The organism is Pseudomonas sp. NBB (genome assembly GCF_032701105.1).
In the GTDB taxonomy this organism is placed as follows: Bacteria; Pseudomonadota; Gammaproteobacteria; order Pseudomonadales; family Pseudomonadaceae; genus Aquipseudomonas; species Aquipseudomonas asiatica.
Genome location: NZ_CP103994.1, coordinates 5,009,585 through 5,029,783, shown reverse-complemented (window position 1 = coordinate 5,029,783; position 20,199 = coordinate 5,009,585). Strand labels below are relative to the sequence as shown.

Below are 20,199 nucleotides of genomic sequence, written 5' to 3'. Positions count from 1 at the left end.
CAACTCAACATCATCCATCAGCGCCTTAGCCATCCGGGCCCTTTCGCGGGTGAACCCGCTCCCACAGGTACGGCATCTACCTCAAGGCCTGTGGAGATCCTGTGGGAGCGGGTTTACCCGCGAAAAGGCCAGCCCAGACAACGCAACACTCAAACCTCAGTGCAAACTCCGAGGCTCAGCGGGCATCTGCACCTGAACCAGTGCCGACTCAAGCAAAGCCCGCAACGTCTCTAGCTTATGCAACTTGCCACGCCTCAAGGTGCCTTGCGGCAATCGGTCGCCTTCCAAGGCAGGGGCCTGGCCCTTTAACTGCATGGCACAAGCGTCACACCGGTGACGCATCATCCTTCAAGACGTATCGGGGAATGGAACATCGTGAACATCAAATGGGCAGAAAAGCTGCGAAAGGGTCTGCACGGCTCGGCCGACTCGCTGGGAAACCTGTGCGTCGAGGCATTCCATTACCTGGCGCTGTTCGGCATTGGCGCGATCACCGCCTATGCGGCGGTGATGACGTTCCTCGACATGCTCGGCAAGGGCGGGGTCAGTGTCGATGACATCCTGCTGCTGTTCATCTACCTGGAGCTGGGGGCGATGGTCGGCATCTACTTCAAGACCAACCACATGCCGATCCGCTTCCTGCTGTACGTGGCCATCACCGCGCTGACCCGCCTGCTGATCGGCGACGTCTCGCACCACAAGGCGCCAGACGTAGGGCTGTTGTACCTGTGCGGTGGCATCCTGTTGCTGGCGTTCGCGATCCTGGTGGTGCGCTACGCCTCGTACCGCTACCCCTCGACCAAGGTACTGGATGCCAGCGGCAAGGAAGTGGAGGAGGGCAAGTAGCCCTCAGTTGGCGATGAAATGGCGCGGCTCGTGGCGGGCGTCACGGGTCAGCGCGGCCAGCACCTGAAGGGGGTTCTGGTTGTGCTCGATGGCCAGGCCCAGGCGGATGCTGTCGATCACCCGCTGCAGGCGCACCGGGTCATTGCGCTGGGCCTGGGTGATGAGGCGCTTGGCGACCACGCCAGCGTCGTCGGACAGGGTCAGCATGATGCTGCCGTCGAGGTTTGCAATGCTCAGGTTGACCCGGTATTCGGGGGCGAATGCAGCACTGATTCGTTCGAATGGGTTGTTCATGGTCATGCTTCTGCGGTGAATGAATGCAGAAGTTGACCGGGGAAATTACCTGTTGGTTCAGCGCCATCGATCGATACAAACGAAAACGCCCGGCATCAGGCCGGGCGTCTTGCGTTGCCGATCAGGCGTCTGGGTCACTCAGTTCCAGGGCGCCGCGCTTGCTGCGCAGTTTGCCGTAGAAGTGTTCCAGCGCGTGGTTGAGCTTGGTGGCGGCACCATCGACCGCCTGGTCCAGCGAAGTGGCGGTGTGGGTCACGGAAATCGGTTGATGGCCTTTGGGGCGAGCCTCCATCTGGCAGCGTTTGTCATGCGGTCCGGGCTTGGCGCCGTTCTCGTCGCGCAGGTGAACCTCGATGCGGGTGAGGTCGTCTTCGTAACGTTCCAGCGAGTTCTGCACTGTGCTGCGGACCCACTGGTCGAGCCGGGCGTTGCCTTCGAAATGGTTGCTGCTGTTGACCTGGATTTGCATGATTCAATCCTTATTCAGCTTGCTCGCATGGAGACGCGCCTAGGCCTCTGAGACCCTTGGTATTTCTGCGTCTCTTGACTCTAAGGTCAGGCAACGGCGAAACGAATTCAAGCCCTTTTTGAAAATAAATTTCTTGTTGCATTCAAGGCAGCAGGCGGCTCATCGCGTGGCCTTTGCTTATGAGAATTGAAATCATTATTATTGCAGCCCCGAAAACGCCCGGACCATCGCCATGACGCGCAAAACCGCCGGTCTCTCGCTCAGCTATCGCCTGGCCGTGACGTCACGCAGCCTTGCCGCGCTGCTGGGTGGCTACCTGCTGGCGTCCGTGGCCAGCGTCTGCATTTCCCTGGTAGCGCCGCTGCCACGGGTCGATGCCACGCTCACCGGCCTGCTGCTGTCATTCGTTTTCTACCTGCTGGCGTTCATCTGGTGCTTTGCCTGCCGCAGCGCTTTGCGCGCCTGGCTGGGCGTACTGGCGCCAAGCGTGCTGCTGGGGGTGATCAGCGGGTTGGCTTACTGGATGAAAACCCCATGAAAGAAGGCTTCCGCCAGGCCATGGCCTGGCTGCACACCTGGACCGGCCTGATCTTCGGCTGGCTTTTGTTCGCCATCTTCCTCACTGGCACGCTGTCGTATTTCAAGGAAGAAATCACGCACTGGACGCAACCAGAAGTACGAAGCCATGCGCTGGACCCGAGCCATAGCCTGGAGGTGGCCCAGCGTTATCTGCAGGACAATGCAGGGCATTCGGGCACCTGGCTGATTCGTATGCCCAACGCACGCGAGGCCGCCTTGAACGTGGGTTATCGCGACCCAAATGGCGGGCCACGCGGTTTCGTCACCAAGACCCTTGATACCCAGACCGGGCAGCCGGTGGCGGCACGCGACAGTCGCGGTGGCGAGTTCTTCTACCGCTTCCACTTCCAGTTGCAGATGCCACACCCTTTCGGCCGATGGCTATCGACGTTGTGCGCCTTCATCATGCTGTTGGGGCTGGTCACCGGCATCATCACCCATAAGAAAATCTTCAAGGAGTTCTTCACTTTCCGCCCAGGCAAGGGCCAGCGCTCCTGGCTGGACGGGCACAACGCCATTGGCGTGCTGGTGCTGCCCTTCCACCTGATGATCAGCTACAGCAGCCTGGTGTTGTTCATGTACATGGTGATGCCGGCTGGCATCATGGCCAGCTACGGCAATGACACCGGCAAGTACTTCAACGAACTGTTCGGCCGTAACAATGCGCCCAAGGCGGCCCATGTGGCCGCGCCGCTGGTACCGTTGCCGAGCCTCTATGCCAAGGTGCAGGACCTGCAACCGGGCGCGCGTATCGGCCGTATCCAGGTGGAAAATGCCGGCGACAGCAATGCCCGCGTTACCTTCACGCAATCGGCTGCCGACCACGTGGCTTACCGGCGTAGCGCCAACTGGACCTTCGATGGCGTCAGCGGTGTGCTGTTGAGCCAGGGCAAACCGGAGAGTGGGGCAATGATGACCGCCTTCAGCTTTGCCGGCCTGCACATGGGCAATTTCGCCGGGCCCTGGCTGCGCTGGCTGTACTTCTTCTTTGGCGTGGCCGGTACTGCGGTGATTGGCACCGGCCTGGTGATGTGGCTGGGCAAGCGCCAGCTCAAGCATGCCAGGAGCGAACGCCTGCCGGGTGAACTACGCCTGGTCGAGGTGCTCAATATCGCCAGCATGAGCGGCCTGTTGCTGGCCGTGGCGGGCTTCTTCTGGGCCAACCGCCTGATCCCGATGGGTGTCGAAGGCCGGGCCGACTGGGAGGTCAACGCCTTCTTCACCGCCTGGGGCCTGTCACTGGTGCACGCTGTGCTGCGTAGTGGGCGGCGGGCATGGGGCGAGCAACTGGCACTGGGCGCGCTGGCCTTCGCCTTGCTGCCGCTGCTTAACGGCCTGACCACCGGCCAGGGCCTGAACCATTCGCTACCTGCGGGTGACTGGGTCATGGCTGGTTTCGACCTGACAGCGCTGGGCACCGGCCTGTTCCTGGCCTGGATGGCCGGCAAGATGTTACACAGCCCGAAGGCTGTGGCCATGCGGGCCCCTCGTGCGGCAAGGAAGCCAAGCACTGAGACGGCGGAGGCGAGCTGATGCTGGGTAATGCACTGATCGCTTACGCCGGCTTCGTTGCCCTGTGCCTGGCCATGGAGAAGCACTTCGTCGACCTGCTCGGGCGCAAGCCGCGCCCCGGGCCGTTGCGCCTGTTGCGCAGTGCCGGTTGGCTGTTGCTGGTGCTGTCGCTGGTGCTCAGCGTGCACCTGCGGGGCTGGGCCCATGGCTTGGTGGAGTGGACCGCAGTGATGATGGCCGGGGTGACCCTGTGGGTGTTCGGCCTGCCATACCAGCCCCGCCTGTTGCTGGGCCTGGCCGCCGCCAGCGTGGTGCTGGGGCCGTTGCTGGCCGTGTTCGCCGAGTGACCAGGTGAGCGAACCGGGCGACATGATCGAGGCGGATGCCGAAAGCGGCGGCGGACGTGCGCGTTTCGTCCAGGTGTTCCAGGCCCAGCGGGCACGCATGGAAGCCCTGGTGAGCCGCCGGGTCGGCTGCCGGGCGACGGCATCGGACCTGGTCCAGGAGCTGTTCCTGCGCTTCTGGCGTCGCCCTGAGGTCAAGGTCGAGGCGCTGGATACCTACTTGCTGCGTTGCGCCGGGAACCTCGCCATCGACCACCTGCGCAGCGAAGGCAGCCGCGAGCGCGCAGCCGAAGCTGTGTTGCCGCTGGATGAAGCGGCCATGGCCCAGGCCCCGGAACAGGCCGTGGAGGTCGATCACGACTTGCAGCGCATCGACGCTGCCTTGCGCGCCTTGCCCGAGCGCACCCGGCAGATCTTCCTGCTCAACCGTATCCACGGCTGCAAGTACGGCGAGATCGCCAAGGCCATGCAACTGTCCCAGAGTGCGGTGGAAAAGCATATGATGCGCGCCCTCGAAGCGTGCAAGGCGAGTGTTGCCGAGCCCGCGTCCACCCCACGCCGGCCAGGGAGTGCCCGTCGATGAGCCGTTTACCGCCGATCACCGAGGCGCAGTCCCGTGCTGCACTTCAATGGCTCAGCCGCATCAACGAGCAGCCTGCGCAAGCCGAGGGCGCGGCGTTCAAGCGCTGGCTGCTGGCCGAACCTGGGCACCGTGAGGCCTACGCCCAGGCCCAGGCGCTGTGGCAGAACAGCGCCGCCCCGGCGGCGCGCCTGGCCGCTGAAGAACAGGCAAGCCTGCAACGTTACCTGGATGCGATGGCCAGGCCACCGACCAGGCACCCCTGGCGGCAGCGGGTCGCGGCGCTGGCGGTGGCTGCGTGCCTGGTACTGGCCGTGGGCGTTGCCGGTGGTTGGCACCCGGCCCTGTGGCTGCAGGACCTGCAGGCCGACTACAGCAGTGCTGGTCAAGTTCGCCAGGTGACCTTGGCCGACCAGTCGCAGGTGACGCTGGATGCGGGGAGCGCGATTGCAGTCGATTTTGTGCAGGGCGAGCGCCGCGTGCGGTTGTTGCATGGCGCGGCGCTTTTCCAGGTCACGCATACCGGCACGCCGTTCGTAGTGGAAGCTGCCGGTGGCGAGGTGCGCGTGCTTGGCACCCAGTTCGAAGTGCGCGAGCAGGTCGAGGGGGCCCAGGTCACTGTGAGCAGCGGGCGGGTGGCGGTGAGCCCGGCGCCGGGTGCAGCAGCGCGTGAACTGACGGCCAACCAGCAGGTGGCCTATGCTGCCGGCCAAGTCGGCGACACCCTGGCGGTGGATAGTGACAACCGCCTGGCCTGGCGCCAGGGCTGGCTGAATTACTACCAGGTGCCGCTGGCGCAGGTGGTCGAAGACTTGGGGCGCTACTACCCGGGGCGCATCCTGTTGCTCGAGGATGAGTTGGGGCAGCGCAAGGTCAGTGGCAGTTTCCCCGTGGCCGAGCCGTTGCTGGCGCTGGATTCGCTGGGCAAGGTGATGGGTTTTTCGCGGCAGACTGTGCTGGGGCGGTTGACCCTGATCCGGTAGTCGCCTGTGCGGGCCTCTTCGCGGGTGAACCCGCTCCCACAGGAAGGGCGCAAGTTTCAAATCCTGTGCAGTACCTGTGGGAGCGGGTTCACTCGCGAAGAGGCCCGCACAGGCAAAAATATTTTCAGATAGCGGGTGAGGTAACAGGACGTGGCATCCGTGTAATGAGTGGAAGTGCGATTCATTCGCAGTCATATCCCTCTCACAGGTCAGCGTCCATGAAGTTCACCCCGCGTTGCGTCCCTCTCTGGCTCGGCCTTTCCGCGCTCCCGGCATTCGCTGTCGCCCCCCTGGCCTGTGCCGCCGAGCAGCAGCAGGCGTATACCTTCGCCCAGCCGGCGCAACCCCTTGCCCAGGCACTCAGCGCCTTCAGCCGCACCACCGGCCAGAGCGTGGTCTACACCCTGGAACTGCCAGGTGTGCAGGCGCCGGCATTGAACGGCAGGTTCAGCGCCGAACAGGCCCTGCAACAGCTGCTGGGTACTACCGGGCTGGCCTGGCGCCGCGTCGATTCGCGCACGCTCACCCTCGAAGCGGTGGACACTTCCGGCGCCCTCAACCTGCAGGCCATCACCGTGACCTCGCAACTGGACGACTACAGCTATCAGCCCCCCGCTACCGCCTCGATCATGCGCGGGCAGGGCCCGAGCCAGGACATCCCCCAGGCCATCAATGTGGTACCGGCCCAGGTCATCCGTGACCAGGCCCCACGCAACCTTGATGACGCTCTGGCCAATGTCAGCGGCATCACCCAGGGCAACAATTTCGGTGGTACCTCCGATACCGTGATGAAGCGCGGCTTCGGCGACAACCGCGACGGCTCGATCATGCGCGATGGCATGCCCATCGTGCAGGGCCGCAGCCTCAACGCCAGCACCGAGCGGGTCGAAGTGCTCAAGGGCCCGGTCTCGCTGCTGTACGGCATCCAGGACCCGGGCGGGGTGATCAACGTGGTCAGCAAGCGCCCGCAAATCGAGCAGTACAACGCCCTGACCGTGCGCGGTTCTACCTACGGCAGCGGCAAGAACGGCAGCGGTGGCGGGTTCGACAGTACCGGCGCACTGGGCGACAGCAACTTCGCCTATCGGCTGATCGTCGACCACGAAGATGAGGACTACTGGCGCAACTACGGCGTGCACCGCGAATCGCTGGTAGCGCCGTCGCTGGCCTGGCTGGGCGAAGACACCCAGGTGGTGCTGGCCTACGAGCATCGCGAGTTTCTCTACCCCTTCGACCGTGGCACGGCGTTCGGCAACAACGGCCACCCGCTGGACATCCCAGCCACGCGGCGCCTGGACGAGCCCTTCAACGACATGGAAGGGCGCTCCGACCTTTACCGTCTGGAAGTCGACCACCAGCTGGCCGATGACTGGAAGCTGCACTTCGGCTACAGCTTCAACCGCGAAACCTATGATGCCAGCCAGGTGCGGGTGACCGGCGTGAATGAAAATAGCGGCACGCTGTCGCGCAGCATCGACGGCACCCACAACGCCATGAGCCGTGACCAGTTCGCCACCTTGAGCCTGGCCGGTAATGTGCAACTGGCCGGGATGCAGAACGACCTGCTGTTCGGCATTGATCACGAGGACCGCAAGATTTTCCGCGGTGACATGATCCGGCAGACCGCCCAATCCACCTTCAGCTATATGAACCCGGTCTACGGGCAGGAAGTGGAGGGCACCACTGTCAAAGCCAGTGACAGCGACCAGACCGACAAGCTGCGCACCGACGCGTTGTTCGTGCAGGACGCGCTGCACCTGGATGATCACTGGATCCTGGTGGCTGGTGCGCGCTTCCAGCAGTTCGACCAGTACGCTGGCCGTGGCCGCCCTTTCAAGGCCAACACCGACATCAATGGCCAGGCGTGGGTGCCGCATGCAGGTATCGTCTACAAGGTCGATGACCAACTGTCGTTTTATGGCAGCTATAGCGAGTCGTTCAAGCCCAACTCGACTATCGCGCCGCTGGTCGGCAATGTAGTGCTCGACTCGTCGGTGGCGCCGGAGGAGGGCAAATCGTGGGAACTGGGCGCCAAGCTCGACATGCCGGGCCGCCTGACAGGCACTCTGGCGTTGTTCGATATCACCAAGCGCAACGTACTGGTTTCCAACTTTGATACCAGTACTCGTGAAACGGTGTACAGCAATGCCGGGGAGGTCGGTTCACGGGGCGTTGAGCTGGACCTGACTGGCCAGCTGAGTGAGCGATGGAGCCTGATTGGCAGCTATGCCTACACCGATGCCAAGGTAACCAAGGACCCGGCCCTGCAGGGCAACCGCCTGCAGAACGTGGCCCGGCACAGTGGTTCGCTGTCGGCGGTGTATGACTATGGCAGCCTGTTCGGTGGCGACCGCTTGCGTCTCGGTGCCGGTGCAAGGTATGTCGGCGAGCGCGCGGGTAACTCGACCAACACCTTCGACCTGCCGTCCTATACCGTGGCCGATGCCTTTGCCAGCTACGAGACCAGGCTCGACGAGCACAAGGTGCTGCTGCAGCTGAACGTGAAGAACCTGTTCGACAAGGTTTACTACAGCTCGGCGGTGAACCAGTACTTTGTGGCCATTGGTGATGCGCGGCAGGTGAGCTTGTCCAGTACCTTCGAGTTCTAGGCCAGCCTGAACCGGCCTCTTCGCGGCTAAAGCCGCTCCCACAGGTACTGCACTGCCCTTGAGGGTGGCGCGATCCCTGTGGGAGCGGCTTTAGCCGCGAATGGCCGTACGGTATTCGCCTGGCGTTGCACCGACCGCCTGGCGGAACCGGTTGCTGAAATGGCTGGCACTGGCAAACCCGCACAACAGGGCAATCTCCCCCAGCGGCATCACCCCCAGCCGCAACAGCTGGCAGGCCCGATGCAGCCGTCGAGCCAGCAGGTACTGGTGCGGCGGCAGCCCGAAACTGGCGCGGAACATACGGGCAAAGTGGTATTCGGACAGGTTGCAGCGCAAGGCCAGTTCACCCAGGGTAATGGGCTGGTCCAGGTGCGCTTCGATGTAGTCGACCAGTTGCCGGCGCAGGCTCGGTGCCAGCCCGCCTTTCAGGCGCAGGCCCTGGCGCAGCCCGACCTGGTTGAGCAGCGCATGGTCGACGATCTCGTGCGCCAGGCTGCTGGCCAGCAGGCGTTCGCCAGGTTCATCCCAGTCCAGGGTTATCAGCTGGCGAAAGCGCTTGGCTTGCTGCGGGTCGTCGAGAAAGGTCGCTTCCTGCAGTTGCAGCTCACGGGGTTCACGATCGAGCAGGCGCACGCAGCCCAGGGCGAACTGCGTTTCGCTGACATACAGGTGCGCCAGGCGTATCGCACCATTGACCACCCAGTTCGATTCCTGTCCGGCTGGCATCACGCACAGCTTGTCGGGCGCCCCTTTGTCGCCGGGGCGCTGGCGGCGAAAGGTGCCAGTGCCGTCGGCGATGTAGCACGACAGGGTGTGATGGCTCGGTGCCTGGTAGTCGCGGGCATCGTCGCGGTTGCTCCACAACGCCGCCGCCAGCCCGTCGCCCAGGTGCGCGCTCAGCTCCAGCCGGGCGTGGGGCGAGGCGTGCATGGCGTTGAACACTTGCAGCTGGGTGAGTGGCGTCATGGGCGGTTCCTCTTGCCTGCCATCCTACTGCGCCTTGGGCAGGCTTACAGCAACCCGCGGGACAAATGCGCAAGTTTGTGCAAGCGCGTGGGTGTTCGACAGGAGAACACTGAAATGCCTCGGCGAGGGCTGCGCCCTCGATTCGCGGGTGAGCCCGCTCCTACAGGGACCGCGCCAGCCTCGAGAGCAGCGCGGTCCTTGTGGGAGCGGCTTTGGCCGCGAAGCGCCGGGCACCGATCTTGAAAGGCCCAAGGAACCGTCGCCATGAACCTGTCACTCTACCTGCTAACCGTCCTGATCTGGGGCACCACCTGGATCGCCCTGAAACTCCAACTGGGTGTGGTCGCCATTCCGGTCTCGATCGTCTACCGCTTCGCCCTGGCCGGGCTGATCCTGTTCGCCTTCCTGCTGCTCACCCGCCGCCTGCAGCCAATGAACCGGCGTGGCCACCAGATCTGCCTGGCCCAGGGCTTGTGCCTGTTCTGTGTCAACTTCATCTGCTTCCTCAGCGCCAGCCAGTGGATTGCCAGCGGCCTGATCGCCGTGGTGTTCTCCACCGCCACCCTGTGGAACGCACTCAACGCGCGGATCTTCTTCGGCCAGAAGATCGCCAGCAACGTGCTCGGCGGCGGCGCCTTGGGGCTACTTGGCCTGGGGCTGCTGTTCTGGCCCGAGCTGTCCCACCACGCGGCCAGCCGCGAAACCCTGTACGGCCTTGGCCTGGCCCTGCTCGGCACGCTGTGCTTCTCGGCCGGCAACATGCTGTCGAGCATGCAGCAGAAGGCCGGGCTCAAACCCATGACCACCAATGCCTGGGGCATGGTCTACGGGGCGGTGATGCTGGCGGTGTTCTGCGTGGTCAGCGGTGTGCCATTCAGCATGGAGTGGAACGTGCGGTACATAGGCTCGTTGCTGTACCTGGTGGTGCCGGGCTCGGTGATCGCCTTTACCGCCTACCTGACCCTGGTCGGGCGCATGGGGCCGGAGCGGGCAGCGTACTGCACGGTGCTGTTCCCGTTGGTGGCGCTGAATGTGTCGGCGGTGGCCGAGGGGTATCAGTGGACAGCGCCGGCCTTGTTGGGGCTGGTGGCGGTGATGGCGGGGAATGTGCTGGTGTTTCGCAAGCCGAAGGGCCGGGTCATTGAGGCAGCTGCGGTAGCGAAGTGAAGCGTACATAGTCTGCATCGGCCCCCTCTTGAGCTTGTCGAGAAGAGCCCGGTGCAGGAGGTTCCAATAGAAGATCGTTCCAGATCCTGCGACTTCGTGCCATCAACGCTGGCAGCCAGAATATCTAGTCAGCTTCAACGGTGATTAGTGAATACCCCCAAAAGTCATCATTACTCTTGTCGTTGGCAAGAATGACTGTAGTTAAAGGGTTGTCGCCAGAGCTATAGTACTCGCCATTTTTTGGGTCCACGCGACCGTTACCGGTCAATGTATACCACTCCGTACTTTCCAGAGGGATTTCTACCCATCCTTCCAATTTTCTGTTTCTGTAAAGTCGCAGCAGTTTCTGATTGTTGGAGGCTTCTAGTTCAATCTTGTACGAATCCGAAGTGAGATTGGTTGTTAGTATGGTCGCACTGTAGTACTTCCCATCTTTGAAAGCTGTCACGATGTCCTTTTTGAAATGCGAAAGGATATCGTCAGAGTCTCCGGGAATTATTTCATCTGGGGAAGTATAAATAGCATTTGCTCCCTCCTCTTTTAGTGTTCCCAGTTTTTCTCCTTCTAGCTCCCAGCGCAAGGGGGTATTCAAGGATGACTTAAGTGTGAAGCTTTGTCTCAGAGGGAGAATTAGAAAATTTGGCTTGATAGTGTCGATGGTGATTTTCATCATGCGCCTCCATGTTTTGAGGCGTTATTGTTCTATCGGTCCGCTAAAAAATGAAACTGGCAATTTTATCAGTTGCAAAGCGGCTTCAGATGCTTTTCTGCCGCTGATAGAGGGGCAATTTTTGACTTTGAGCTTTGTTCGCGGCGCTTACTGTGTTTAGACAGGTCGCGCCGTAAAGGTTACATGGCACTTTTGAAAAGAAGTGAATCTGAAGCTGTCAATTCCTCCACACCTGCGGGTTCACCAGGTCCCGCGGCCGCTCACCCAGCAGCGCCGCGCGCAGGTTGTCGATTGCCCGGTTGGCCATGGCCTCGCGGGTTTCGGCAGTGGCCGAGCCAATGTGCGGCAAGGTCAGGGCATTGGGCAGCTTGAACAGCGGCGAATCGCTCAGCGGTTCTTTTTCGTACACATCCAGGCCCGCACCGCGAATGGTGCCGTTCTGCAGTGCCTCGATCAGCGCCGCCTCGTCCACCACCGGCCCGCGGGCGATGTTGATCAGGAACGCGCTCGGCTTCATCAGTTGCAACTCACGCGCACCGATCAGCTTGCGGGTGGCATCGGACAACGGCACAACGATGCAGACGAAGTCGGCCTCGGCCAGCAGTTGCTCCAGGCTGCGGAACTGTGCGCCCAGCTCTTGCTCCAGTGCGGTCTTGCGACTGTTGCCGGAATAGATCACCGGCATGTTGAAACCGAACCGGCCGCGACGGGCAATGGCGGCACCGATGTTGCCCATGCCGACGATGCCCAAGGTCTTGCCGTGCACATCGCTGCCGAAGTGGGCCGGGCCTACGGTAGCTTGCCAGTTGCCGGCCTTGGTCCAGGCATCCAGCTCGGCGGTGCGGCGGGCGCAGCCCATGATCAGCGAAAAGCCCAGGTCGGCGGTGCTTTCGGTCAGCACGTCGGGGGTGTTGGTCAGGGCGATGCCGCGTTCGTTGAAGTAGTCCAGGTCGTAGTTGTCGTAGCCGACCGACACGCTGGATACCACCTCCAGCCTGGTCGCCCCTTCGAGTTGCGCCCGGCCGAGCTTGCGGCCAACGCCGATCAGGCCATGGGCCTCGGGCAGGGCTTCGTTGAACTGGGCATTGATGTCGCCGAGCTTGGGGTTCGGCACGATCACGTTGAAGTCTTGCTGCAGGCGTTCGGCCATGGCCGGGGTGATACGGCTGAAGGCCAGGACGGTCTTTTTCATCGGGCAACTTCTCTGCAAGGCGTGGGACGGTGGGGGCTTCTTCGCGGGCACGCCCGCTCCCACAGGTACCGCACAGATTGAAGGCCTGTGCATTACCTGTGGGAGCGGGCGTGCCCGCGAATGGCCTGACAATGGTTAGCAACCTACCATTGTCCGCCCCCGCAATGCAGCAGCTTTTTAGTTGGCAATCATCACCTGATGGGTTTTCAGGTCTGCCTCATGGGCTGCCAGAATCTCCGGCAGCGAGTTGCGCAGGTACTCGACCCAGGTCTTGATCTTGGCATCCAGGTACTGCCGCGACGGGTAGATGGCGTACAGGTTCAGCTCCTGCAGCCGGTACTCGGGCAGCACCCGTACCAGGCTGCCATCGCGCAGGCCGTCGATGGCCGAATAGATTGGCAGCACGCCCACGCCCATGCCGCTGCGGATGGCGGTCTTCATGGCATCGGCAGTATTGACCATGAACGGCGAGCTGGTGATGTTGACCATTTCCTGGCCTTCCGGCCCGTCGAACAGCCATTTTTCCAACGGGATCACCGGGCTGACCATGCGCAGGCAGGCGTGCTTGAGCAGGTCGGCAGGCTTGTGCGCCACGCCGTGGCGGGCGATGTAGGCGGGCGAGGCGCAGACGATGCTGTAGGTGATGCCCAGGCGCTGGGACACGAACCCCGAGTCGGGCAGTTCGGTGGCCAGCACGATGGACACGTCATAGCCCTCGTCGAGCAGGTCAGGCACGCGGTTGGCCATGGTCAGGTCGAAGGTCACGTCCGGGTGCGATTCGCGGTAGCGGGCGATGGCGTCGACCACGAAGTGCTGACCGACCCCGGTCATCGAGTGCACCTTCAACTGCCCGGCCGGGCGGGCATGGGCGTCGCTGGCCTCGGCTTCGGCTTCTTCGACATAGGTAAGAATCTGTTCGCAACGCATCAGGTAGCGCTTGCCGGCTTCGGTCAGCGCAATGCGGCGGGTGGTGCGGTTGAGCAGCCTTGTTTGCAGATGGGCTTCCAGGTTGGAGACCGCCCGCGACACGTTCGCGGTGGTCGTATCCAGTTGCCCGGCGGCAGCGGTAAAGCTGCCGAGTTGGGCTACGCAACTGAAAGCACGCATGTTTTGCAGGGTGTCCATGGGTCACTCTCGATGTAGAGGACAAAATTGTGTCACGAAGTAACGTAAAAGAGATGAAAAGTTGCCTTCGACCAAAGGCGGATTATCGCTGTTTTGGTAACAAAGATTCGCAGGAATCCACGCTTATCGCCAGTGCTGCCGCCCCCTAGAATTGCCCGGCCCCTTCACCTCTTCCTCGGGAAATCGCAGCTGTGCCGCGTCGCATCATCAGAACGCTCAATGCGTTCAGTGCCTGTGCCCTTGCCCTCACCTTGAGCGGCTGTATCGGAACCTGGGGCATTGCCCCGCAAAGCAAGACGCTGCAAGCCAATACCCTGACCACCGACGCGGCCATACGCGAAGCCGCGACCGACGCCCACTGGCCCGACCAGCAGTGGTGGCACGCCTATGGCGACCCACAACTGGACCGCTGGGTTGCCCTGGCCGTGGCCGGCAGCCCGAGCCTGGCCATGGCTGCGGCGCGGGTGCGCGAAGCCAAGGCCATGGCCGGCGTGGTCGAGTCGGCGGAAAAACTCCAGGGCAACGGCCAGGCCACGCTCAAGCGCCACAACTGGCCTGAAGACCAGTTCTATGGCCCGGGCGCGCTGTCCGGCGCCAATACCTGGGACAACAACGCCGCCATTGGCTTCAGCTATGCGCTCGACCTGTGGGGCCGCGAACGCAACGCCAGCGAGCAGGCCGTGGACCAGGCGCACATGAGCGTGGCCGAAGCCCGCCAGGCGCAGCTGGAGCTGCAGAACAACGTGGTGCGCGCCTACATCCAGCTGAGCCTGCACTTCGCCCAGCGCGATATCGTCAAGGCCGAGCTGGAACAGCAGGAGCAGATCCTGGCCCTGGCCAAGCGCCGCCTGGATGCCGGCATCGGCACTCACTTCGAAGTCAGCCAGGCCGAAGCACCGTTGCCGGAAACCCACCGCCAGCTCGACAGCCTGGACGAAGAAATTGCCCTGGCCCGCAACCAGCTGGCCGCCCTGGCCGGCAAGGGCCCGGGGGAGGGCGCGCAGTTGCAGCGCCCGAGCCTGGCCCTGGCCGCGCCGCTGAGGCTGCCGTCGAACCTGCCGGCCGAACTGGTCGGCCAGCGCCCCGACGTGGTCGCCAGCCGTTGGCAGGTAGCCGCCCAGGCGCGGGGCATCGATGTCGCCCACGCCGGCTTCTTCCCCAACGTCGACCTGGTCGGCAGCCTTGGCTTCATGGCAACCGGTGGTGGCCCGCTGGAATTCCTCACCGGGCGCAAGTTCAACTACAACGTTGGCCCGGCCATCAGCTTGCCGATCTTCGACGGTGGCCGCCTGCGCTCGCAGCTGGGCGTGGCCTCGGCGGGCTATGACGTGGCCGTGGCGCGCTACAACCAGACCGTGGTCGGTGCGCTGAAGAACATCTCCGACCAGCTGATTCGCCGTGAGTCGATGAAAGAGCAGTCGCACTTCGCCGCCGAGTCGGTAGCGGCCGCGCAGAAAACCTACGACATTGCCATGGTCGCCTTCCAGCGTGGCCTTACCGACTACCTCAACGTGCTCAACGCCCAGACCTTGCTGTTCCGCCAGCAGCAGGTGCAACAGCAGGTGCAGGCTGCCCGCCTGATTGCCCATGCCGAGCTGGTCACCGCCCTGGGCGGTGGCTTGCAGGCTGGTCAGGATGTGCCGAAAGAGGAGCGCCAGGCCGCACCGAAAACCCCGGCCACCCTGGCCATTCTCGACAAGAAGCCGGATAACGCCGAATGAGCACTTCCAGTTTGCCCGTGCGCTGGCTGCAGAGCCTGGAATGGCGCCGGGGCTTCTTTGCCTGGGCGCGCACCGACGGGGTGACCTGGGTGTACATCTTCAAGGTGCTGGCCGCTGCGTTCATCACCCTGTGGCTGGCCATGCGCCTGGAGCTGCCGCAACCGCGCACGGCGATGATCACCGTGTTCATCGTCATGCAGCCGCAAAGCGGGCATGTGTTCGCCAAGAGCTTCTACCGGGTGCTCGGCACCCTGGCCGGCTCGGCGATGATGGTGGCGCTGATCGCCATATTCCCGCAGAACACCGAGCTGTTCCTGCCCAGCCTGGCCCTGTGGGTAGGCCTGTGTTCGGCCGGTGCCATGCGCTACCGCACCTTCCGCGCTTATGGCTTCGTGCTGGCCGGCTACACCGCGGCGATGATCGGCCTGCCGGTGCTTGAGCACCCTGACCAGGCTTTCATGGCGGCGGTATGGCGGGTGCTGGAAATCGCCCTGGGCATTCTGGTGTCGACCTTCGTCAGCGCCGCGATCCTGCCGCAGTCGGCCAGTGCCGCCATGCGCAACGCCCTGTACCAGCGCTTTGGCGTGTTCGCCGGGGTGGTGGTCGAGGCCCTGCGCGGCGAAAGCCAGCGGGACCGCTTCGAGAGCAGCAACGTGCGCTTCGTCGCTGAAGCAGTGGGCCTCGAGAGCCTGCGCAACGTCACCGCCTTCGAAGACCCGCACATGCGCCGGCGCTCTGGTCGCCTGGTGCGCATGAACAGCGAGTTCATGGCCATCACCACGCGCTTCAATGCCCTGCACCGTTTGCTGGAACGCCTTCGCGCCCGCGGCCCGCTGCAGATCGTCGGCGCCATCGAGCCAGGCCTGAACACCCTGGTGGAGCTGTTGCAGCCTTACGTGGGCCGGGCGCTGACCGACGCCGATGCGCTGCGCCTGACCCTGGAGCTGGCCGCCTACAAGGAAGGCTTGCAGGCACAGGTGCGCGGCTTGCGCGCCGAGTACCTGGCAACCGAGCCGAGCGAGTCCGACCTGCTCGACTTCCATACTGCCTTCGAGCTGCTCTACCGCTTCGTCGACGAGATGTACAGTTATGCCGAAACCCATGCCTCGCTGGCAGCGCACCGGCACGAACGCGAGCAGTGGGATGAGCCCTACGTGGCGCAGACCAGCTGGCTGGTATCGTTGGCCGCCGGTGTGCGCGCCTCGGCGGTGCTGTTGTTGCTGGGCAGCTACTGGCTGCTCAGCGACTGGCCCAGCGGCGCCATGATGACCCTGATCGCCTCCGTCACCGTGGGCCTGTCTGCGGCCTCGCCGAACCCCAAGCGCATGTCGTTCCAGATGGCCTGCGGCACGGCGATTGGTGCCTTCGTCGGCTTCTTCGAAACCTTCTTTGTGTTCCCCTGGATCGACGGTTTCCCGCTGCTGTGCATGGTCCTGGCACCGGTGTTCGTACTGGGCGCGTTCCTCTCGTCACGGCCGGCCTATGCCGGCTACGGCATCGGCCTGCTGGTGTTCTTCGCCATCGGCTCGGTGCCGAACAACCTCACCGTGTATGACCCGTACACCTTCATCAACGACTACATCGGCATGGTCATCGGCATGTTCGTCTGTGCCGCTGCCGGGGCGATCATCCTGCCGCCCAACAGCCGCTGGCTGTGGAGCCGCCTGGAGCAGGAACTGCGCGAGCAGGTGCTGTTCGCCATCAGCGGGCGCCTGCGCGGCCTGGGTTCAGCCTTCGAAAGCCGCACCCGTGACCTGCTGCACCAGGCCTATGGCCTGGCAGCCGGCAAGCCGCAGGTACAGAGCCAGTTGATGGGCTGGATGTTCACCGTGCTGGAAATCGGCCATGCCATCATCGAGCTGCGCAAGGAGCAGGCCCGCGCACCGGTGCACCCGGCCTACGCCGAGTCGCAGCCCTGGCGCCAGGCGATCCGCGTGATGGGCCGTGCCCTGGCCCGGTTGTTCCTTCAGCCCAGCGCCAGCAACCACGAACGCGCGCTGGTGGCAGTGGACCACGCCATCGCCCGCGTGCAGGCCACCGACGAGCCCTTCGCCCGCCACTTCGACACTTCGGTGCTGCGCCGCGCGCAAAGCTACCTGCACTTCATCCGATCTACCCTGCTCGACCCACAGTCGCCGTTGGCACCGGCGAAAGGACTGCACGATGCTCCGTGAAACCATGCCCCGTGAAATCGCCTTCCATGGCGTGTACATGCCCACCATGACCTTGATGTTCCTGTTCGCCCTGGGCCTGGCCTGGGGGCTGGACCGGTACATTGCCAGCCATGATGGCTACCGCTTCTTCTGGCACCCGGCGCTGCTGCGCCTGAGCCTGTTCGTCTGCCTATTCGGCGCCCTGGCGCTGTCGCTCTACTGGTGAGAATCCTTCGATGAAAAAGTTCTTCAGCCTGATCGCCACCCTGTTGGTGCTTGCCGCTGCCGTGGTGATCGGTCGCCAGTTGTGGCTGCACTACATGACCACGCCTTGGACTCGCGACGGCCGTGTGCGTGCCGACATCATCAACGTCGCTGCCGACGTGCCTGGTTATGTGGTGGATGTGCCGGTCAAGGACAACCAGCGGGTGAAGAAGGGCGACCTGCTGATCCAGATCGACCCCGAGCATTACCAATTGGCGGTCGACCAGGCCAAGGCGCAGGTTGCATCGCGCAAGGCCACCTGGGAGATGCGCAAGGTCAACGCCAAGCGCCGTGCCGACATGGACAACCTGGTGATTTCCAAGGAAAACCGCGATGACGCCAGCAACATCGCCAACTCCGCCCAGGCGGACTACCAGCAGGCCCTTGCCGAGCTGGCTGCCGCCGAACTGAACCTCAAGCGCACCCATATCGTGGCCACGGTGGACGGCTACGTGACCAACCTGAATATCCACAAGGGTGACTATGCGCGTACCGGTGAAGCGGTGATGGCGGTGGTCGACGAGAATTCGTTCTGGGTATACGGGTTCTTCGAGGAGACCAAGCTGCCGCATGTGAAGGTGGGTGACCAGGCCGAGCTGCAGATGATGAGCGGCGAGCGCATCAAGGGCCACGTGGAGAGCATCGCCCGCGGCATCTACGACCGCGACAACCCACAAAGCCGCGAGTTGATCGCCGATGTGAACCCGACCTTCAACTGGGTGCGGCTGGCGCAGCGGGTGCCGGTGCGCATTCATATCGATGAAGTGCCGGACGGGTTTTTGCTGGCGGCGGGTACGACTTGTACGGTGGTGGTGAAGCCGAGCGAGGGCTGAGCCGGGGTGAGGTGGTGCAGCTACTGGCCTCTTCGCGGGCTTGCCCGCTCCCACAAGTGGTGCGCTGCTCTTGGGGCTGGCGCAAATCCTGTGGGAGCGGCGCAGTTAGCTTGCTGCCCCCACCAACACTGGTACCCTCACCCGATCAATCACCTTCGCGCTGATCGACGGGTCCAGCATCCGCCCCAGCCGCGACAGGTGGCGGTGGCCCATGATGATCAGTTCACAATCCAGTTCCTGCGCCTTGGCCACGATCGCCTCGACCGGCTGCCCGGCCACCATGCAGCCCCGGCTGGCGAAGCCGGCTTGCTGCAACTCGCGCACCGCCTCGGCCACGGCCTGGTCGGCCTGGTGCTGCTCTTCGCAGGCGGCGGGGTATTCTTCCAGTTCTTCTGCGGTGTAAGGCGCGGGTTGGTCGTGGACGGCGAAGGTAGAGTCGATGGCCAGCAGCACGTGCAGTTCGTGGTCGTCGGGGCGGCAGTAGCGGCGGGCGAGGGTGAGCAGGGCAGTGGATGCAGGGGAGGCGTCGATGGCGATCAGGACGGGGCTGGGCATGTGGAATCCTTGTTTCAGGCTGGCTAAGGGGTTGTCTGTTCTGGCCTCTTCGCGGGTAAACCCGCTCCCACAGGTGCGCCACAGTATTCAAAGCCTGTGCAGTCACTGTGGGAGCGGGTTCACCCGCGAAGAGGCCGAACCTGCCATTCCTCATTCTTGGCTCAATCCACCCTCAGGATAAATGCCCCACCACGCATGAGCGCATTGCGTCTGGTGCAATCCAGCAACCTGCTACCATCGCCATTCCCCACAGCTGTAACGGAAAACGGCCATGCAACTCCCGGACATGAACCTGCTCGTCGCCCTCGATGCCCTGCTCGACGAAGGTAGCGTGGTCGGCGCGGCGCAGCGCATGAACCTCAGCCCGGCGGCGATGAGCCGGACCCTGGGGCGTATCCGCGATGCGTTGGGTGACCCGATCCTGGTGCGCGCCGGTCGCGGCTTGGTGCCGACGCCGCGGGCGCTGGCCCTGCGCGAGCAGGTGGCGGCGTTGGTGGAGCAGGCCGGCGAGGTGTTCCGCAGTGGCGACGAGGTCGACCTGCCCAAGCTTGACCGGGCCTTCAACATCCGCACCAACGACCTGTTCATCGCCCTGTACGGCGCCCAGTTGCTGCGGCGCATGCACGAACAGGCACCGCGCACGGTGCTGCGCTTCGTGCCGGAAAGCCCCGGCGGCGATGACGACAGCGTGCTGCGCGACGGGCGTACCGACCTGATCATCAGCTCGACCGTGGACCTGGGGCCGGAGATCAAGGTACAGAGCCTGTTCCAGACCTACTATGTGGGCCTGGCGCGGCGCGACCACCCGATCTTCGAGCAGCCGATCACGGCGCACAGCTTTGCCAGTTATCCACAGATCAGCGTGTCACGCCGTGGACGGGCCAATGGGCCGATCGATGTGGAACTGGCCAACTTCAAGGTGCAACGGCGGGTGGCGCTGATTACCCCGAGCTTTCACTCGGCGCTGTTCTCGCTGCCGGATTCCGACCTGATCCTGCCGATGCCGGCCAACATCCTCAACAGCGTGCACAAGCTAGGGCTGCCGCTGCGCTCGTTCGAGATCCCGGTGCCGCTAGAGCGGGTCAACGTGCTGCAGGCATGGCACCCACGGTTTCACAATGACCCCGCGCATCGGTGGTTGCGGCAGACCCTGAAGGCTTGCTGCAGTGTCGACCCTTGAGTGATGTTCTGCCTGGGCCGGCCTTTTCGCGGGTGAACCCGCTCCCACAGGTACAACACACCTCTCAAGGCCTGTGATGTCCCTGTGGGAGCGGGTTCACCCGCGAAGCAGGCGACTGGGTTTTGAAGTGGATTGCGCCTGACGCAACATAAACCTA

Annotated in this window: 20 protein-coding genes; 13 read left to right on the top strand and 7 right to left on the bottom strand. The window is 63.5% G+C overall.

Going from position 1 to position 20,199, the window contains the following annotated elements:
- Window positions 1–375: 375 nt before the first annotated feature.
- On the top strand, window positions 376–846 hold the full coding sequence (locus NY023_RS23270) for a phosphate-starvation-inducible protein PsiE (RefSeq protein WP_013974183.1): 471 nt from the start codon (window positions 376–378) through the stop codon (window positions 844–846).
- 3 nt (window positions 847–849) lie between these two features.
- Here the strand turns inward: NY023_RS23270 and NY023_RS23265 are convergent, their stop codons facing one another.
- The gene (locus NY023_RS23265; protein ID WP_024087728.1) at window positions 850–1,140 is read right to left on the bottom strand and encodes a DUF3509 domain-containing protein; all 291 of its coding nucleotides are present in this window, start codon (window positions 1,138–1,140) and stop codon (window positions 850–852) included.
- Window positions 1,141–1,261: 121 nt separating this feature from the next.
- Entirely contained in the window at window positions 1,262–1,609 is a 348-nt protein-coding gene (locus tag NY023_RS23260) for an HPF/RaiA family ribosome-associated protein (RefSeq protein ID WP_013974182.1), read from the bottom strand.
- 232 nt (window positions 1,610–1,841) lie between these two features.
- Here NY023_RS23260 and NY023_RS23255 point away from each other — a divergent pair, with 232 nt between their 5' ends.
- From NY023_RS23255 to NY023_RS23230, 6 genes are all read left to right on the top strand, one after another.
- Entirely contained in the window at window positions 1,842–2,147 is a 306-nt protein-coding gene (locus tag NY023_RS23255; protein WP_013974181.1) for a DUF3649 domain-containing protein, read from the top strand.
- On the top strand, window positions 2,144–3,721 hold the full coding sequence (locus NY023_RS23250) for a PepSY-associated TM helix domain-containing protein (protein WP_013974180.1): 1,578 nt from the start codon (window positions 2,144–2,146) through the stop codon (window positions 3,719–3,721). The genes NY023_RS23255 and NY023_RS23250 overlap by 4 nt, the downstream gene beginning before the upstream one ends.
- Window positions 3,721–4,047 carry a DUF3325 domain-containing protein gene (locus tag NY023_RS23245; RefSeq protein ID WP_013974179.1) on the top strand — a complete coding sequence of 109 codons (327 nt, stop codon included), beginning with the start codon at window positions 3,721–3,723 and terminating at the stop codon, window positions 4,045–4,047. Before NY023_RS23250 ends, NY023_RS23245 begins: the two co-directional genes overlap by 1 nt.
- A 22-nt stretch (window positions 4,048–4,069) precedes the next feature.
- The gene (locus NY023_RS23240; RefSeq protein WP_015271766.1) at window positions 4,070–4,627 is read left to right on the top strand and encodes an RNA polymerase sigma factor; all 558 of its coding nucleotides are present in this window, start codon (window positions 4,070–4,072) and stop codon (window positions 4,625–4,627) included.
- The gene (locus tag NY023_RS23235) at window positions 4,624–5,607 is read left to right on the top strand and encodes a FecR family protein (protein WP_013974177.1); all 984 of its coding nucleotides are present in this window, start codon (window positions 4,624–4,626) and stop codon (window positions 5,605–5,607) included. The genes NY023_RS23240 and NY023_RS23235 overlap by 4 nt, the downstream gene beginning before the upstream one ends.
- A gap of 218 nt (window positions 5,608–5,825) precedes the next feature.
- Window positions 5,826–8,216, top strand: coding sequence for a TonB-dependent siderophore receptor (locus NY023_RS23230; protein WP_013974176.1), 2,391 nt, complete (start codon window positions 5,826–5,828; stop codon window positions 8,214–8,216).
- Between the two features lie 90 nt (window positions 8,217–8,306).
- On the opposite strand, the gene NY023_RS23225 is transcribed toward NY023_RS23230, so the two are convergent.
- Entirely contained in the window at window positions 8,307–9,182 is an 876-nt protein-coding gene (locus tag NY023_RS23225; RefSeq protein ID WP_013974175.1) for a helix-turn-helix transcriptional regulator, read from the bottom strand.
- 264 nt (window positions 9,183–9,446) lie between these two features.
- Here NY023_RS23225 and NY023_RS23220 point away from each other — a divergent pair, with 264 nt between their 5' ends.
- Window positions 9,447–10,349, top strand: coding sequence for a DMT family transporter (locus NY023_RS23220; protein WP_013974174.1), 903 nt, complete (start codon window positions 9,447–9,449; stop codon window positions 10,347–10,349).
- Between the two features lie 124 nt (window positions 10,350–10,473).
- On the opposite strand, the gene NY023_RS23215 is transcribed toward NY023_RS23220, so the two are convergent.
- From NY023_RS23215 to NY023_RS23205, 3 genes are all read right to left on the bottom strand, one after another.
- Complete coding sequence (locus NY023_RS23215) at window positions 10,474–11,019, bottom strand: hypothetical protein (RefSeq protein WP_023662765.1); 546 nt, start codon at window positions 11,017–11,019, stop codon at window positions 10,474–10,476.
- Between the two features lie 217 nt (window positions 11,020–11,236).
- Window positions 11,237–12,211, bottom strand: coding sequence for a 2-hydroxyacid dehydrogenase (locus NY023_RS23210; protein WP_013974173.1), 975 nt, complete (start codon window positions 12,209–12,211; stop codon window positions 11,237–11,239).
- A 177-nt stretch (window positions 12,212–12,388) separates the two neighbouring features.
- On the bottom strand, window positions 12,389–13,336 hold the full coding sequence (locus NY023_RS23205; protein WP_013974172.1) for a LysR family transcriptional regulator: 948 nt from the start codon (window positions 13,334–13,336) through the stop codon (window positions 12,389–12,391).
- A 191-nt stretch (window positions 13,337–13,527) separates the two neighbouring features.
- Here NY023_RS23205 and NY023_RS23200 point away from each other — a divergent pair, with 191 nt between their 5' ends.
- Genes NY023_RS23200 through NY023_RS23185 form a run of 4 tightly spaced genes read left to right on the top strand, consistent with a single transcriptional unit; the run spans window position 13,528 to window position 18,307 of the window.
- On the top strand, window positions 13,528–15,057 hold the full coding sequence (locus NY023_RS23200) for an efflux transporter outer membrane subunit (protein ID WP_013974171.1): 1,530 nt from the start codon (window positions 13,528–13,530) through the stop codon (window positions 15,055–15,057).
- A complete protein-coding gene (locus NY023_RS23195) occupies window positions 15,054–17,231 on the top strand; it encodes an FUSC family protein (RefSeq protein ID WP_024087723.1) in 2,178 nt (725 codons plus the stop codon). Before NY023_RS23200 ends, NY023_RS23195 begins: the two co-directional genes overlap by 4 nt.
- A 4-nt stretch (window positions 17,232–17,235) precedes the next feature.
- A complete protein-coding gene (locus NY023_RS23190) occupies window positions 17,236–17,436 on the top strand; it encodes a DUF1656 domain-containing protein (protein ID WP_003257154.1) in 201 nt (66 codons plus the stop codon).
- A gap of 10 nt (window positions 17,437–17,446) precedes the next feature.
- The gene (locus NY023_RS23185) at window positions 17,447–18,307 is read left to right on the top strand and encodes an HlyD family secretion protein (RefSeq protein ID WP_013974168.1); all 861 of its coding nucleotides are present in this window, start codon (window positions 17,447–17,449) and stop codon (window positions 18,305–18,307) included.
- Between the two features lie 105 nt (window positions 18,308–18,412).
- Here NY023_RS23185 and NY023_RS23180 read toward each other — a convergent pair whose 3' ends face one another.
- Entirely contained in the window at window positions 18,413–18,862 is a 450-nt protein-coding gene (locus tag NY023_RS23180) for a universal stress protein (RefSeq protein WP_013974167.1), read from the bottom strand.
- 271 nt (window positions 18,863–19,133) lie between these two features.
- On the opposite strand from NY023_RS23180, the gene NY023_RS23175 reads away from it, so the two are divergent.
- On the top strand, window positions 19,134–20,042 hold the full coding sequence (locus NY023_RS23175) for a LysR family transcriptional regulator (RefSeq protein WP_024087722.1): 909 nt from the start codon (window positions 19,134–19,136) through the stop codon (window positions 20,040–20,042).
- Window positions 20,043–20,199: the final 157 nt, after the last annotated feature.

Coding starts and splice junctions, on each gene's coding strand:
- NY023_RS23265 (WP_024087728.1), bottom strand. CDS start 1,140: ATGAACAACCCATTCGAACGAATCAGTGCTGCATTCGCCCCCGAATAC.
- NY023_RS23260 (WP_013974182.1), bottom strand. CDS start 1,609: ATGCAAATCCAGGTCAACAGCAGCAACCATTTCGAAGGCAACGCCCGG.
- NY023_RS23255 (WP_013974181.1), top strand. CDS start 1,842: ATGACGCGCAAAACCGCCGGTCTCTCGCTCAGCTATCGCCTGGCCGTG.
- NY023_RS23250 (WP_013974180.1), top strand. CDS start 2,144: ATGAAAGAAGGCTTCCGCCAGGCCATGGCCTGGCTGCACACCTGGACC.
- NY023_RS23245 (WP_013974179.1), top strand. CDS start 3,721: ATGCTGGGTAATGCACTGATCGCTTACGCCGGCTTCGTTGCCCTGTGC.
- NY023_RS23240 (WP_015271766.1), top strand. CDS start 4,070: ATGATCGAGGCGGATGCCGAAAGCGGCGGCGGACGTGCGCGTTTCGTC.
- NY023_RS23235 (WP_013974177.1), top strand. CDS start 4,624: ATGAGCCGTTTACCGCCGATCACCGAGGCGCAGTCCCGTGCTGCACTT.
- NY023_RS23230 (WP_013974176.1), top strand. CDS start 5,826: ATGAAGTTCACCCCGCGTTGCGTCCCTCTCTGGCTCGGCCTTTCCGCG.
- NY023_RS23225 (WP_013974175.1), bottom strand. CDS start 9,182: ATGACGCCACTCACCCAGCTGCAAGTGTTCAACGCCATGCACGCCTCG.
- NY023_RS23220 (WP_013974174.1), top strand. CDS start 9,447: ATGAACCTGTCACTCTACCTGCTAACCGTCCTGATCTGGGGCACCACC.
- NY023_RS23215 (WP_023662765.1), bottom strand. CDS start 11,019: ATGAAAATCACCATCGACACTATCAAGCCAAATTTTCTAATTCTCCCT.
- NY023_RS23210 (WP_013974173.1), bottom strand. CDS start 12,211: ATGAAAAAGACCGTCCTGGCCTTCAGCCGTATCACCCCGGCCATGGCC.
- NY023_RS23205 (WP_013974172.1), bottom strand. CDS start 13,336: ATGGACACCCTGCAAAACATGCGTGCTTTCAGTTGCGTAGCCCAACTC.
- NY023_RS23195 (WP_024087723.1), top strand. CDS start 15,054: ATGAGCACTTCCAGTTTGCCCGTGCGCTGGCTGCAGAGCCTGGAATGG.
- NY023_RS23190 (WP_003257154.1), top strand. CDS start 17,236: ATGCCCCGTGAAATCGCCTTCCATGGCGTGTACATGCCCACCATGACC.
- NY023_RS23185 (WP_013974168.1), top strand. CDS start 17,447: ATGAAAAAGTTCTTCAGCCTGATCGCCACCCTGTTGGTGCTTGCCGCT.
- NY023_RS23180 (WP_013974167.1), bottom strand. CDS start 18,862: ATGCCCAGCCCCGTCCTGATCGCCATCGACGCCTCCCCTGCATCCACT.
- NY023_RS23175 (WP_024087722.1), top strand. CDS start 19,134: ATGCAACTCCCGGACATGAACCTGCTCGTCGCCCTCGATGCCCTGCTC.